We start from the raw sequence: 13,843 nt of genomic DNA, 5'->3' as shown, positions 1-13,843 counted from the left end.
GGCAGATTTGGGCAACTCCAGGGCGCGCGGCGCGAGCGGTCACCGCTCCGGCAACAGGACCTCCCGCTTGCCGACGTGGTTCGCCTCGCTGACAACGCCTTCGGCCTCCATTCGTTCAACCAGGCGCGCGGCGCGGTTGTAGCCGATCTGGAGCTGACGCTGGATGAAGGAGGTCGAGGCCTTGCGGTGCTGCGCCACGACGGCCACGGCGCGGTCGTAGAGGTCGTCGCCGGAGCCGCCGTCCAGCTCGTCGCCGAAGCTCAGGCCGCCCTCCTCCTCGTCGCGGGTCACCTCCTCGATGTACTCCGGCTCACCCTGGCGCTTGAGGTGGCCGACGATGCGCTCGACCTCCTGGTCCGAGACGAAGGGCCCGTGGATGCGCGAGACCCGGCCGCCGTGCGCCATGTAGAGCATGTCGCCCATGCCGAGCAGGTGCTCGGCGCCGGACTCGCCGAGGATCGTGCGGCTGTCGATGCGCGAGGTGACGTGGAAGGAGATGCGGGTCGGGAAGTTGGCCTTGATGGTGCCGGTGATGACGTCGACCGAGGGGCGCTGGGTCGCCATGATCAGGTGGATGCCGGCGGCACGGGCCATCTGGGCGAGCCGCTGGATGGCGCCCTCGACCTCCTTGCCGGCGACCAGCATGAGGTCGGCCATCTCGTCGACGATGACGACGATGTAGGGCAGCGGCGTCAGGTCGAAGGGCTGCTCCTCGTGGACCGGCTGGCCGGTGTCGGGGTCGAAGCCGGTCTGGACCTTGCGGGTCGGCACCTCGCCGGTGCGCCGCGCCTCCTCGAGGCGGCCGTTGTAGCCCTCGATGTTGCGCACGCCGAGCAGCGACATCGAGCGGTAGCGCTGCTCCATCTCGCGCACCGCCCACTTCAGGGCGACGATCGCCTTCTTCGGCTCGGTGACCACCGGCGACAGCAGGTGCGGGATGCCGTCGTAGACCGACAGCTCGAGCATCTTGGGATCGACCATGATGAAGCGGCAGGCCTCCGGCGGCAGCCGGTAGAGCAGCGACAGGATCATGGCGTTGACCGCGACCGACTTGCCCGAGCCGGTGGTGCCGGCGATCAGCAGGTGCGGCATGCGCGCGAGGTCGACGATCTGCGGCGCCCCGCCGATGTCCTTGCCCAGGGTCAGCGGCAGCCGGACCTTGGATTCCTCGTAGGACTCCGAGGCGAGCAGCTCGCGCAGGTAGACGGTCTCGCGCTTGGCGTTCGGCAGCTCGATGCCGATGGTGCTGGAGCCCGGCACCACGGCGACGCGCACCGAGACCGCCGACATCGAGCGCGCGATGTCGTCGGCGAGCCCGACCACCCGGCTGGTCTTGGTGCCGGGCGCCGGCTCCAGCTCGTAGCGGGTGACCACCGGGCCGGGCCGGACCTTGACGATCTCGCCGCGCACGCCGAAGTCGGACAGCACGCCCTCGAGCAGGCGCGCGTTCTTCTCCAGGGCGTCTCGGCTCTCGCGGGCGTCGAGGTTGTGCTTCGGCTCGGCGAGCAGCGAGAGCGCCGGCGCCTCGTAGCGGCCGCCGAAGGCGAGCGAGCCCTGGGCCTCGGCCTTGTCGCGCTTGCCCGGGGCCGGCCGCCGCCGTGTCTCGACCCGCTCCGCGCGCGGCTCCACCGCCAGCGAGGGCTCGGCGCGCTGCGATCCCCGCGCCCGCGGCGCCGGCGCGCCGGGTCCGGCCGGCATCGCCTCGGCGAGCGCCTCCTCCTCCTCCTCCTCGTCCTCCTCGTCCATTTCCGCCTCGCCGCCCGGCAGCAGGCTCGGCGCGCGCCGGCGTCGCGGCTCGGCGGCGGAGGCTGGGCGCTCGCCGCCCTGCAGCCGGCGGCCGGCGCGGGCCGCGCCGCGGCCGAGGCTGACGCCCAGCCAGTTGAGGGCGCGGCCGATCGCCCGCCACTCCGGGCCGGTGAGCGCGACCGCGTAGAGCAGCAGCAGCAGGCCGGCCAAGCCGGCGGTGAACGCGATCGCGGTGGCGGGCAGCCCGCTCAGCGCGGTCAGCTGGCCGAGCGCGAGCTCGCCGACGAAGCCGCCCAGCCCGGAGCGCAGCGACCAGGTGTCGGGCCGCGGCAGCGCGTCGAGCGCAAGCGCGACCAGCAGCCAGCAGCCGACCGCGGCGGCCAGGCGCAGGCCCCAGGCCGGCAGGCCGCGGGCCCGCCACAGCCGCCAGGTCCAGGCGAAGGCGACGATGGCGACCAGGAAGGCGGTGAGCCCGATGCCCTGCAGCGCCAGGTCGGCGACCTGGGCGCCGAGCGGGCCCAGCAGGTTGCGCGCCTGCGCGTCGGTCGCGCGGTTCAGCGACGGGTCGCTGGGCACGTAGGTCAGGCAGGCGGCGACCAGGGCCGCGCCGGCCGCGGCCAGCAGGCCGCCCAGCAGCTCGGCCCCGCGGCGCCGCAGGAAGGGCCCGCTGCCTGGCGGCAGCAGATGCCCACCCCCGGCTCGACCCTGGATGCTCTCGCGCAGCGACATGGCGCCCCCGCCCCCTCCGGCTAGCCGTCCAGCAGTTCGACCAGGCGCTCCAGCGCCGGGCCGGTCACCGACTCGTCGTGGACCAGCGCGACGCGCAGGAAGCCGGCGGCCGGGTTCGGCTGCAGGTGCGCATCGGCGACCATGTAGCTGCCCGGCAGCGTGCGGATGCCCGCCTCGCGCCACAGCCGCAAGGCCGCCGCCTCGTCGTCGCCGACCTCGAGCCAGAGGAAGAAGCCGCCGGCGGGCTTGTGCCAGCCGAAGCGGCCGCCGAGAGTCGCTTCGGCGCGCTCGAACAGCCGCGCGTAGAAGGCGCGGTTTGCCTCGGCGTGGGCGTCGTCGTTCCAGAGGGCGGCGCCGGCCTGCTGGATCGGCAGCGGCACCGAGGCGCCGCCGAAGCGGCAGAAGGCGTCGACCGTGTCGACCAGCGCGGACTCGCCGGCCAGGAAGCCGCAGCGCAGGCCGGCGGCGTTGGAGCGCTTCGACAGGGAGTGGAAGGCCAGCAGACCGTCGAGCGAGCCGGTCTCGGCCGCGGCCTGCAGGGCCCCGGCCGGCGGTGCGCCGACATAGATCTCGGCGTAGCACTCGTCGGCGGCCAGCACGAAACCGTGGCGGCGCGCCAGGGCCAGCAGGTCGCGCCAGCGCGGCAGGTCGGCCGCGGCGCCCTCGGGGTTGGAGGGCGAGCAGACGAAGGCGATGGCGGCGCGGCGCAGGATCGCCGGGTCGAGCGCGGCGTAGTCGGGCAGGAAGCCGCTGGCGCGGGTCACCGGCACGAACACCGGCTCGGCGCCGGCCGCAGCCGCCGCGCCGGCGTAGACATGGTAGCCGGGCGCCGGCAGCAGCACGCAGTCGCGGCCCTCGGCGGCGCCGGCGCTGAGCGCCGAGAGCGCCGCGAAGAACAGGCCCTCGCGGCTGCCCGGGATCGGCAGCAGGTTGCGCTCGCCGTCGACCAGGCCCTCGGGCAGGCCGTAGCGCCGCGCCAGCCAGCCGACCGCGGCCCGCTGGTAGTCGGGGGTGCCGCGGAAGGGCGGGTAGCTCGACCAGCCGTCCGGATGGGCCGCTACGGTCTCGGCGAGCAGGGCCGGCGCCGGCTGCTGCGGGTCGCCGACCGCCATGTTGATCGGCAGGCCGCTCGCCAAGGGCGAGCGCCCCGGCGCGACGTCGGCGAGCAGCCGGGCCAGGCGCAGGAAGGGCTGGAAGGTCCGCGGATCCCGACGCATGGGTTCGTTGCGGAGCAGGTTCGGTGCGACGGTCGCCATCAGATCGCGCGGGTCCTCTCGGCCGTGGTGCGAGGGCGGTTCGAGGTCTGGCGGAAGCCGCAAGCCGCCGCCTGGCCGGCGGGCCCGGCGGCGGCTCGGGACAAACCGTGAATCATTCTATGGGCAGATTCGCGGTGCAGCAAGTTGTAGCGCCTGAAAATCCGCGAATCCCAACATTTTGGAGAACAGAGTTGGTACAGGTTCTTAGCTGCCGCCACCGGCGCCAGTGAGCTGGGCCAGTGAGCTGGGCCAGTCAGGTGGGCCAGTCAGGTGGGCCAGTCAGGTGCGCCAGTCAGGTGGGCCGGTCAGTTCGGCAGGACGAGGTCCAGGTAGGGCAGCGGCGCCGGGGCGCCGACCGCCACCGGCTCGGGCACCTGGTTCGAGACCGGCGGCAGGCTCTGCAGGTAGGCGACCAGGGCCGCCATGTCCTCGGCCTCGAGGGCAGCGTAGGCGCGCCACGGCATGATCGGCGCCAGCTCGCGGCCGTCGGGGCGCAGGCCCTGGCGCAGCGCCGCCTCGATCTCCGCGGCGCTCCAGGCGCCGAGGCCGGTCGCCGGGTCGGAGGTCAGGTTCGGCGGGAAGAACACGCCGAGCGGCCCGACCCGGAAGCCGACCGTGCCGCCGGACAGCGGATGGTCGAGGTCCGGCTCCGGCGTCATGGCGCCGGGCGTATGGCAGCCGCCGCAGTCCATGATCCGCGCCAGGTAGGCGCCGCGCGCCAGCTGCGCGGGATCCGCGGCGGCGGTCGAGACAGCCGAGCCCGTGACGGCCAGCCCTGCACCGGCCAGAACGGCGGCCGCCAGGGCCGCCTTCCACCCAAGAGACATCGTCCTTTTCCTTCTTCTGGTTGATGCGGGCCCCCGCCCGCGGCGGCGAGACTAGCCGAAACCGCGGGCGCCTGGAATCGGGCTTGAGGGCGGTGGCGGCGGCGCCGATGATCGGACCGGACGGCGACGGGAGGGACGGCATGCTGACGGTCTGGGGCCGCAGGAACTCGATCAACGTGCAGAAGGTGATGTGGGCGGTGGGCGAGCTCGGCCTGCCCCACAGGCGCCTGGACGCCGGCGGCGCCTTCGGCGGCCTCGACACCGCCTCCTACGCCCGGCTCAACCCGAACCGCCGGGTGCCGACGCTCGAGGACGGCGACTTCGTGCTGTGGGAATCCAACGCCATCGTGCGCTACTTGGCCGAGGTCTACGGCAGGGCGCCCTTCTTTCCCGACGATGCCCGCGGCCGGGCGCTGGCCGGCCAGTGGATGGACTGGATGACGACGACCCTGCTGCCGCCGCTCACGGTCGTCTTCTGGGGCCTGATCCGCACGCCGCCGGAACGGCGCGACGCGGCGGCGATCGAAAGCGCGCTGGCCGGCTGCGCCGAGGCCTTCCGGCTGCTCGACGGCCAGCTCGAGGGCCGCGATTTCCTGCTCGGCGAGGCGCTGACGATGGGCGACCTGCCGGTCGGCTGCGCCGCCTACCGCTGGCTCGCCCTGCCGATCGAGCGGCCGGCCCTGCCCGCCCTGGAGGCCTACCACGCGCGCCTGGCCGCCCGCCCGGCCTTCGCCGAGCACGTCATGCTGCCGCTGACCTGAGCCGGAGCGCCGGCTCCCTTACGTCGGCCGACAAAAAAGAGGCCCGGCAGGAAGCCTGCCGGGCCCGAGTCTGGCGGAAAATCGCCGTCGGTGAAGGATTGTTCGGCTCGCGCCGCTACATGCGCTGGGAGCCGGTGCCGAACTCGGGATAGGCCTCCATCCCCAGTTCCGCCCTGTCGAGACCGAGCGCCTCCTCCTCGTCGGAGACGCGGATCCCGATGGTGTACTTGAGAGCCAGCCAGACGATCGCCGAGGTGATCGAGACGAACAGGCCGATCGCGACGATGCCCAGGATCTGGGCGCCGAAGTTGCCGTCCTCGAGGGCGACCGCGAAGGTGCCCCAGATGCCGGCGATCAGGTGCGCCGAGACGGCGCCGACGACGTCGTCGACCTTGAGCCTGTCGAGCAGCGGCACCGCGAAGACGACCAGGGCGCCGCCGACGCCGCCGACCAGGAGCGCCCACCAGATCGCCGGGACGTCCGGATTGGCGGTGATCGAGACCAGGCCGGCGATCGCGCCGTTGAGCGCCATGGTCAGGTCGATCTTGCGGTAGAGGAGCTGGGTCAGCAGCATCGCCACCACGACGCCGCCCGCCGCCGCCATGTTGGTGTTGGCGAAGACGATGGCCATGTTGGCGGCGTCGGCCGCCGAGCCCAGAGCGAGCTGCGAGCCGCCGTTGAAGCCGAACCAGCCGAGCCAGAGCACGAAGGTGCCCAGCGTCGCCAGCGGCAGGTTGGCGCCCGGCAGCGGGTTGACCCGGCCGTCGGGGCCGTACTTGCCCCGGCGCGCACCCAGGATGATGGCGCCGGTCAGGGCCGCCCAGCCGCCGCAGGAGTGGACCAGCGTCGAGCCGGCGAAGTCGCTGAAGCCGCGCTCGGCCAGCCAGCCGCCGCCCCACACCCAGGAGGCCTGGATCGGGTAGATGAAGGCGGTCAGGACGACGACGAACAGCAGGAACGGCCAGACGCGGATGCGCTCGGCCAGGGTGCCCGAGACGATCGAGGCGGCGGTCGCCACGAAGACCATCTGGAAGAACCAGTCCGACATCACCGCGTAGCCGTTGTCGACCACGGCCGTGATCAGCTCCGGCGTCGCCTCCTCGGCGCCGATCAGGGCGAGCTCGGCCGGGCTGGCGTCGTAGAAGATCGAGAAGGTGCCGATGTAGCTGCCGACGTCGACGTACATCAGGTTGTAGCCGACGAGGTAGAACATGATGCCGGCGACGGAATAGAGCGCGATGTTCTTCAGGCAGATCGAGGCCGTGTTCTTGCTCCGCACGAGGCCCGATTCGAGCATCGCGAAGCCGGCCGCCATCCACATCACCAGGGCGCCGCAGATCAGGAACGAGAAGGTGTCGAGGGCGAATTTCGTCTCCGCCTCGACCTGTGCGAGGGCCGGCCCGGCGGCCAGCAGGACGGCGCTGCCGAGAGCACCGGCGGCCGCGAGCTTTCTCAACTGGATCATCTACCCCCCTCCTAAAGCGCTTCGGCGTCGATTTCGCCGGTGCGGATGCGCACGGCGTGGGTGATGTCGAGGACGAAGATCTTGCCGTCCCCGATCCGGCCGGTATTGGCGGCCTTCTGCACCGTCTCGACGACCTGCTCGACCTGCTCGTCGACGACCGCGAGCTCGATCTTGACCTTTGGCAGGAAGTTCACCGAGTACTCCGCGCCGCGGTAGATCTCGGTCTGCCCCTTCTGCCGCCCGTAGCCCTTGACCTCGCTGACGGTGAGACCCTCGATCCCGATCGAGGTGAGCGCCTCGCGCACGTCGTCGAGCTTGAAGGGCTTGATGATGGCAACGACCATTTTCATGCGTCGTCTTCCCCTTCGTTCTCTGCTTCCGCCGGCCCCCCGGCCTCCCGCCCGTACGGCGGGGTCGTGCCGCGCTGCGGAACCGAACCCGCCCCGGGAGAGTCAAGAAGCGTGCCAGTCGCGCTGCAGCGCACAAAAGCGCCGCTGTCGCCGGCCGGCCGGCGGGGATCGGCGCCGCGGGTGGACGTCCGGCGGACAAGAGCTGAGCAAAAAACAGGCAGTTCTGCGAAATTGCACAAAAATCGCTCAACGGCCTGTGGGGACTGCGGCGGCGCGGCCTCTGGACAGCGTCGCCGGGCGATCCGATGGTAAGGCCATGGCAAAAGCGGCAAAGCGGCAGCGGGACGGAGCGACGGAAGGCCTCGACGTCGAGGTGGCGGTGGCCGGCGGCGGGCTGGTCGGCCTGTCGCTCGGCTGTGCCCTGGCCGGCGCCGGGCTGACGGTGGCGATCGTCGACGCCGAGCCGCCGGAAAGGGTGCTCGAGGAGCCCTTCGACGGACGCGCCTCGGCCATCGCCCTCGGTTCGCAGCGCCTGCTGGAGACGATCGGAGTCTGGCGGCACGTCGGCGCGGCGGCGGCGCCGATCCGCGACATCCGCGTTTCCGACGGGCGCGTCGGCGAGGCCGCCAGCCGCCTCTTCCTGCACTACGACGCGGACGAGGTGGCCGGCGGCGGACCGGTCGGCAGCGGCGTCATGGGCTGGATCGTCGAGAACCGGGTGCTGCGCCAGGCCCTCCACCGGCGCGCCGGCGAGCTCGCCTCGCTGCGCCTGATCGCGCCGGCGCGCGTCGCCTCGGCCGAGCGCGGCCCCGGCCGGGCCAGCCTGCTGCTCGAGGACGGCCGCAGCCTGCGCGCGCCGCTGATCGCCGGCTGCGACGGCCGGGCTTCGCCGCTGCGCGAGGCCGCCGGCATCGCGGTGACGCGCTGGGACTACCCGCAGGACGGTATCGTCGCCACCCTGCTGCACGAGCTCGACCACGAGGACGTCGCCCACGAGCACTTCCTGCCCTCGGGCCCCTTCGCCGTGCTGCCGCTGACCGACGCCCCCGACGGCGGTCACCGCTCCTCGCTGGTCTGGACCGAGCGGCGCGCGGTCGCCGACGGCGTCATGGGCCTCGACGACGTCGGCTTCGCGCGGGAGATCGAGCGGCGCTTCGGCGACAGCCTCGGTCGCATCCGGGTCGCGGGACGGCGCTGGCGCTACCCGCTCGGCCTGCAGCTGGCGCAGCGCATCGTGGCGCCGCGGCTGGCGCTGGTCGGGGACGCCGCCCACGTCATCCACCCGATCGCCGGCCAGGGCTTCAACCTCGGCCTGCGCGACATCGGCGCCCTCGCCGAGGTGCTGGTCGACGCCCGGCGCCTCGGCCTGGACCTGGGCGCCGAGTCCGTGCTCGAGCGCTACCAGCGCTGGCGCCGCTTCGACAACCTGGCGCTGGCCGGGGTCACCGACGGCCTGAACCGGCTGTTCTCCAACGACTTCGGGCCGCTGCGCCTGGTCCGCGACCTCGGCCTCGCGGCGGTCGACCGCTCCGGGCCGCTGAAGCGCCTCTTCATGCGTCACGCCATGGGTCTGGCCGGCGACCTGCCCCGGCTGTGCCGCGGCGAGCCCCTCTGAGCGGCGCGGCCGCCCCGCCATTTAGCGGGCTTGCAGACGCCCGGAGAGAGTCTGCATACTGCTGATATGTCAGACAGCACCCATCCCGCCCCGGAGGTTGCCGCCATGTCCGCTCTCGAAGCCCGCCCCCGGCCCGCCGTCCTGTCCGCCGAGCAAGTCGCCGCCTATCACCGCGACGGCTACCTGCTGGTCGAGCGCCTGATCGGGCCGGAGCTGCTCGGCCGCCTCCACGAGCGGGTCGCCGCCTTCCTGGAGCGCAGCCGATCGGTCGCCGCCAGCGATTCGGTCTTCGACCTCGCGCCCGGCCACGGCGCCGAGAGCCCGCGGCTGCGCCGGCTGAAGACCCCGGACGAGCAGGACCCGCTGTTCTGGGAGGTCGCGAGCGGGATCCTGGCCGACGTCGCCGCCGACCTGATCGGCGCCGAGGAGGGCGGTGGCGTGACCTTCCACCACTCCAAGCTGAACTTCAAATGGAGCGAGGCCAATCCCCAGGCCAACGCGGTGCGCTGGCACCAGGACATCCAGTTCTACCCGCACACCAACTACAGCCCGATGACGATCGGCCTCTACCTGCAGGACGTCGGCCCGACCGACGGGCCGCTGACCGTGCTGCCCGGCAGCCACGACGGGCCGCTCTACGACCAGTACGACGCCGAGGGCAACTGGACCGGCTGCCTGTCCGACGCCGATGCCGCGGGCCTGGACGAATCGAAGGCGGTGATGCTGACCGGCCCGGCCGGCTCGATCACCGTGCACAACTGCCGCACGGTGCATTCCTCGCCGCCGGCGACCACCGCGCACGGCCGGCCGCTGCTGCTCAACGCCTACGCCGCGGCCGACGCTTTCCCCTACACGGTCAACCCCTCGGTCTCGCGCCACGACCGCGAACTGCTGCGCGGCCGGCCGGCGCGCTGGGCCCGCCACGATCCCCGGCCCTGCCTGATCCCCCCCGACTGGTCGGGCGGCTACAGCTCGATCTTCGCGGCGCAGTCCGGCGAGGAGAAGGGGACGGGCAAGGCGAAGGCGGCCGGCAAGCCCGCGATGATGTAGGCGGCGCTTGCGCCTTCACGCCCCTCGACAGGCTCGGGCCGAAGCATAAGTCGGTGCGACGCGGCCCACCCCCTGCTTCGCCCTGAGCCTGTCGAAGGGCGTGGGTGCAGGGGCCTCGACGCACCCCGGCGCTACACCCAACGCTCGAGCAGGCTGTCCTCGAAGGGGAAGCTCGAGAGCGGCTCCAGGCCGGTCTCGGTGACCAGCAGCTGCTGCTCCAGCTTGACGCCCTCGCCGCCGGCCTCGGCGCCGACGTAGGATTCCAGGCAGAGCGTCATGCCGGGCACGACCAGGGCGTCGTAGCCGGCGCTCTCGAAGTCCTCCAGGTAGAGGCAGGCGGGATACTCGTCGCACAGCCCGACGCCGTGGAAGATCACCGAGTAGCGGTTCGCCCGGTAGCGCTCCGGCAGCGCGAAGGAGCGCTCGGCGAACTCGCGGCAGGTCATGCCCGGCTTCAGGAGGGCGGCGTTGGTCTCGATCTGCTCCAGCGCCAGGGCGTAGAGCGTGCGCTGCTCGGCGCTGCCCCGGCCGTCGCCGCACAGGAAGCTGCGCGAGATGTCGGCGCACATGCCGTAGGGGCCGATCAGGTCGGTGTCGAAGGAGACCAGGTCGCCGGCCTCGATAACCCGCTCGCCGCACTCCTGGAACCAGGGGTTGGTGCGCGGGCCGGACGCGAGCAGGCGGGTCTCGATCCACTCGCCGCCGCGCGCGATGTTGACCTGGTGCAGGATCGACCAGAGCTCGTTCTCGGTCATGCCCGGCCGCAGCGCCGCGCGCATCGCCGCCATGCCGGCCTCGCAGGCGGCGACGGCGTGGCGCATCGCCACGACCTCGTCGGGCGTCTTGAGGTGGCGCGCCATCTCCATGGGCTCCTGGCCGTCCAGGATCTCCAGGCCGCGCGCCTCCAGGGCGCGGGCGCCGAGCGGATCCAGGCGATCGACGGCGAGCCGCCGGTTGCCGCCGCCGTGGCGGTGCATCAGCGCCGCGATCTCGTCGGCCCAGCGGGCGACGCGGCGGCCGGCCTCGGGACCGGCGCCGAACCAGTACCAGCCGGTCGCCGGGCGCACCTCCTCGACCGTCTCCAGGCCCGCCGACAGGTGGCCGCAGTTGTGGAAGTCGAAGACCACGACCGGACCCTCGAGCGGCACCAGGGCGTAGCGGACCGGGTTGTGCAGGGTCCAGACGGCCATGTTCCGCGAGTCGGTCGCGTAGCGGATGTTGACCGGGTCGTAGAGCAGGATCGCCGCCAGGTCGCGCTGCGCCAGCTCGGCGCGGACCTTGGCCAGGCGGGCCCGCCGCAGGCGCGGCAGGTCGGGGGTCTCGAGCGCGGGACGGACGGCGGTGTCGGGCATCGGAGCGCTCCCTGCCGCAGGATCACGCGGGGCAGGCTCGCGCATCTGCGGCGAGGCCGCTCGCGCAGCGGCGACCTGCGAAGGTCGCTAAAGCCGCAGGGGTCCGGGCACCGGGGCGACGAGGGCCGTCGTCAGGCGCGGCGGGGCGGCTCGCGCGACAGGCCGCGCGCCTCCAGGTTCTCCAGGTAGTCCGCCCAGATCTTCTCCTGCTCCTCGCCGAGGCGGTAGAGGTAGTCCCAGGAGAAGATGCCGGTGTCGTGGAGGTCGTCGAAGCGCAGCCGGACGGCGTAGGTGCCGACCGGCTCGATCGCCAGGATGCCGACGTGCCGGCGGCCGCCGAGGACCTGCTTCTGGCCGGGCCCGTGGCCCTGGACCTCGGCCGAGGGGCTCTCGACGCGGAGCAGCTCGGCCGGCAGCGAGAAGCTGCGGCCGTCCTCGAAGTCGATCTCCAGGCGCTTCTCGGCGGAGCGGTAGCGGATCTCGCTGGGATGGTGCTTGACGTCGAACGCGCTCATCGGTCCGCTGCTCCCTTCTGGTCCTGCCCTAGTCCTCGAGCTGCCGGGCCTCGTCGGGCAGCATGATCGGGATGCCGTCGCGGATCGGGTAGGCCAGGCCGGCCTGGCGGCTGATCAGCTCCTGGCGCTCGCGGTCGTAGTCGAGCGGCCCCTTCGTCAGCGGGCAGACGAGGATCTCCAGGAGCCTGGGATCGACGGCTGTGTGCGGCGTCTTGCTGTCGCTCATCTCTCTTCCCCGCTGGGCCGCCGTCGCGGCCGGTTCAGTGTCGCGCGGCGTCGCCGCCGTCCGGCGCCGGCGTGCCGCGCAGCGCCGCCATCTCCAGGATCGCGGTCATCGCCTCGGCGCGCCGCTCCAGGGTCGGCGCCTCTAGCAGCGCCTGCTTCTCGCTGTCCTCGAAGGGACAGATCATGGCGACCGAGGTGATCAGCTTCTCGTTCGGCGTCTCCTCGATCGCCTCCCAGTCGCCGGCGATGCCGGTCGCATCGAAGTAGGCGCGCAGCGCCTCGAGAATGCGCGGCCGGTCAATCCCGGGCGGGTCGGCGACCTCCAGGTCGCCGGCGTAGGGATCCCACTCGGGCTGAACCAGGCGGTAGCCGCGCAGGCTCGGCAGCTCGCTCGTGACGTCGAAGCGGATCAGGCCGCTCAGGGTCACGAGGTAGCGCCCGTCGTCGGTCTCCTGGAAGGCGGTGAGCCGGCCGGCGCAGCCGGTGCCGTAGAGCTCGGCGGCGCCGACGTCGCGCAGGTCGCCTGCGTCCGGCTCCGACCTGGGCTGCACCATGCCGATCAGGCGCGGTCCCTTGAGGGCGTCCTCGACCATCGCCAGGTAGCGCGGCTCGAAGACGTTGAGCGGCAGCCGGCCGCCGGGCAGCAGCAGCACGCCCGGCAGGGGAAAGACCGGCAGGCTGCCGGGCAGCTCGTCGAAGGCCGGGTCGAAGGGGAGCCGGCTCATGGAAGGCGGCGGCTCACGCGAAGAGGATCGAGGAGAGCCGGCGGCGGAAGTCGAGCGTCAGCTCGTGGGTCGGCCCCCAGGCCTCGAAGTACCTGACCAGCTCCTTGCGCGCCGCCTCCTCGTTCCAGTCGCGCTTGCGGCGGACGATCTCCAGCAGGTGGTCGCCCGCCTCCTCCTGGCGCCCGGCGGCGTAGAGCGCCTGGGCCAGCTCGAAGCGCGCGGCGTGGTCCTTGGGATCCTGCTCGACCTTCGCGGAGAGCGCCGCCAGCTCGGCGCCGTCGACCTGGCGGCCGGCCAGCTCGAGGGCGGTCGCCACGGCGACGACCTCGGGCTTGGCGCGCATCTCCTCGTCCAGCGACTCGAGCATCTCGCGGGCGCCCTCCTGGTCGCCGAGCGCGATGCGGGCGCGCAGCATGCCGGCGATCGCCACGGCGTTCTCGCCGTCGGCCTGCAGCGCCTCGAGGTAGAGCGCCTCGGCCTCCTCGACCGCGCCCTCGGCGAGGCTGGCGTCGGCCGCGGCCAGCAGCGCCCCGACGTCGACGGCGCCCGGCGCGGGCTGGGCGCCGCTCATCTGGATCAGGCGCTCGACCAGGGTCTTCAGCTGGCTTTCGGGCACGGCGCCCTGGAAGCCGTCGACCGGCTGGCCCTGGAAGAAGGCGTAGACGGTCGGCACCGACTGGATGCGCAGCTGCTGAGCCAGGGCCTGGTTCTTGTCGATGTCGATCTTGACCAGGCGGACCGCGCCGCCGGCCGCCGTGACGACCTTCTCAAGCAGCGGCGTCAGGGTCTTGCAGGGCCCGCACCAGGTCGCCCAGAAGTCGACCAGGACCGGCCGCTCCATCGAGGCCTCGATGACGTCGCGGGCGAAGTTCTGGAGGTCGCTGTCCATGATCGTGGCGCCCGCGGCCCCGGCGCCGGGCCCAGCGCCGGGCGTGGCGCCATTGGGGGCTTGGCCCGAGGGAGTCGCGGGGGCGTTCGGCTGACCGATCAGGGATGACATGGCTTGGCTCCGCTCTCTCGCCGACCCGGCGCTCTCGATGGCGCGGGACGCGTGCTCGCTGCTGCTTCGGAAGGCGACGAGGCCTCTATTTGGCGGTTCGGCGCCGCCGTGGCAAGGCTCCGCCGCGCCTGCGGTGGAAGCTCGAGGCCGGAAGGCCCGGCCGCTCAGTCCCCGGTGCTCAGTCCCCGGCGCTCAGTCCCCGGCGCTCAGTCCCCGGCGCTCAGTCC

Annotated in this window: 13 protein-coding genes; 3 read left to right on the top strand and 10 right to left on the bottom strand. The window is 72.8% G+C overall.

What is annotated here, in order from left to right:
- Positions 1-39: 39 nt before the first annotated feature.
- The 3 genes from WD341_RS17530 to WD341_RS17520 all read right to left on the bottom strand — a co-directional run bounded on the left by WD341_RS17530 (position 40) and on the right by WD341_RS17520 (position 4,558).
- On the bottom strand, positions 40-2,475 hold the full coding sequence (locus tag WD341_RS17530) for a DNA translocase FtsK 4TM domain-containing protein (protein WP_368426779.1): 2,436 nt from the start codon (positions 2,473-2,475) through the stop codon (positions 40-42).
- A 20-nt stretch (positions 2,476-2,495) separates the two neighbouring features.
- Positions 2,496-3,731 (bottom strand): aminotransferase class I/II-fold pyridoxal phosphate-dependent enzyme, encoded by a 1,236-nt coding sequence (locus WD341_RS17525; RefSeq protein WP_368426778.1) that lies wholly within the window; start codon positions 3,729-3,731, stop codon positions 2,496-2,498.
- Between the two features lie 305 nt (positions 3,732-4,036).
- Positions 4,037-4,558: a cytochrome c gene (locus WD341_RS17520; protein ID WP_368426777.1), complete on the bottom strand. Its 522-nt coding sequence runs from the start codon at positions 4,556-4,558 to the stop codon at positions 4,037-4,039.
- Positions 4,559-4,698: 140 nt separating this feature from the next.
- Here WD341_RS17520 and WD341_RS17515 point away from each other — a divergent pair, with 140 nt between their 5' ends.
- The gene (locus tag WD341_RS17515) at positions 4,699-5,319 is read left to right on the top strand and encodes a glutathione S-transferase family protein (protein WP_368426776.1); all 621 of its coding nucleotides are present in this window, start codon (positions 4,699-4,701) and stop codon (positions 5,317-5,319) included.
- 115 nt (positions 5,320-5,434) lie between these two features.
- Here the strand turns inward: WD341_RS17515 and WD341_RS17510 are convergent, their stop codons facing one another.
- Together WD341_RS17510 and WD341_RS17505 are read right to left on the bottom strand one after the other, a co-directional pair.
- On the bottom strand, positions 5,435-6,784 hold the full coding sequence (locus WD341_RS17510) for an ammonium transporter (RefSeq protein WP_368426775.1): 1,350 nt from the start codon (positions 6,782-6,784) through the stop codon (positions 5,435-5,437).
- 11 nt (positions 6,785-6,795) lie between these two features.
- Positions 6,796-7,134 (bottom strand): P-II family nitrogen regulator, encoded by a 339-nt coding sequence (locus tag WD341_RS17505; RefSeq protein WP_368426774.1) that lies wholly within the window; start codon positions 7,132-7,134, stop codon positions 6,796-6,798.
- Positions 7,135-7,450: 316 nt separating this feature from the next.
- Here WD341_RS17505 and WD341_RS17500 point away from each other — a divergent pair, with 316 nt between their 5' ends.
- Complete coding sequence (locus WD341_RS17500) at positions 7,451-8,749, top strand: UbiH/UbiF/VisC/COQ6 family ubiquinone biosynthesis hydroxylase (protein WP_368426773.1); 1,299 nt, start codon at positions 7,451-7,453, stop codon at positions 8,747-8,749.
- A 105-nt stretch (positions 8,750-8,854) separates the two neighbouring features.
- Entirely contained in the window at positions 8,855-9,799 is a 945-nt protein-coding gene (locus WD341_RS17495; protein WP_368426772.1) for a phytanoyl-CoA dioxygenase family protein, read from the top strand.
- Positions 9,800-9,930: 131 nt separating this feature from the next.
- Here the strand turns inward: WD341_RS17495 and WD341_RS17490 are convergent, their stop codons facing one another.
- The 5 genes from WD341_RS17490 to trxA all read right to left on the bottom strand — a co-directional run bounded on the left by WD341_RS17490 (position 9,931) and on the right by trxA (position 13,505).
- Positions 9,931-11,151, bottom strand: coding sequence for a M24 family metallopeptidase (locus WD341_RS17490; protein WP_368426771.1), 1,221 nt, complete (start codon positions 11,149-11,151; stop codon positions 9,931-9,933).
- 131 nt (positions 11,152-11,282) lie between these two features.
- Positions 11,283-11,666 carry a gamma-butyrobetaine hydroxylase-like domain-containing protein gene (locus WD341_RS17485; protein ID WP_368426770.1) on the bottom strand — a complete coding sequence of 128 codons (384 nt, stop codon included), beginning with the start codon at positions 11,664-11,666 and terminating at the stop codon, positions 11,283-11,285.
- Between the two features lie 28 nt (positions 11,667-11,694).
- Entirely contained in the window at positions 11,695-11,892 is a 198-nt protein-coding gene (locus tag WD341_RS17480; RefSeq protein ID WP_368426769.1) for a Trm112 family protein, read from the bottom strand.
- 34 nt (positions 11,893-11,926) lie between these two features.
- Positions 11,927-12,616: an LON peptidase substrate-binding domain-containing protein gene (locus tag WD341_RS17475; RefSeq protein WP_368426768.1), complete on the bottom strand. Its 690-nt coding sequence runs from the start codon at positions 12,614-12,616 to the stop codon at positions 11,927-11,929.
- Between the two features lie 13 nt (positions 12,617-12,629).
- Positions 12,630-13,505, bottom strand: coding sequence for a thioredoxin (gene trxA, locus WD341_RS17470; protein WP_368426767.1), 876 nt, complete (start codon positions 13,503-13,505; stop codon positions 12,630-12,632).
- Positions 13,506-13,843: the final 338 nt, after the last annotated feature.

Source organism: Tistlia sp., assembly GCF_040905785.1.
GTDB lineage: Bacteria > Pseudomonadota > Alphaproteobacteria > Kiloniellales > DSM-21159 > Tistlia.
This window is presented reverse-complemented; position numbering and strand designations above follow the sequence as displayed.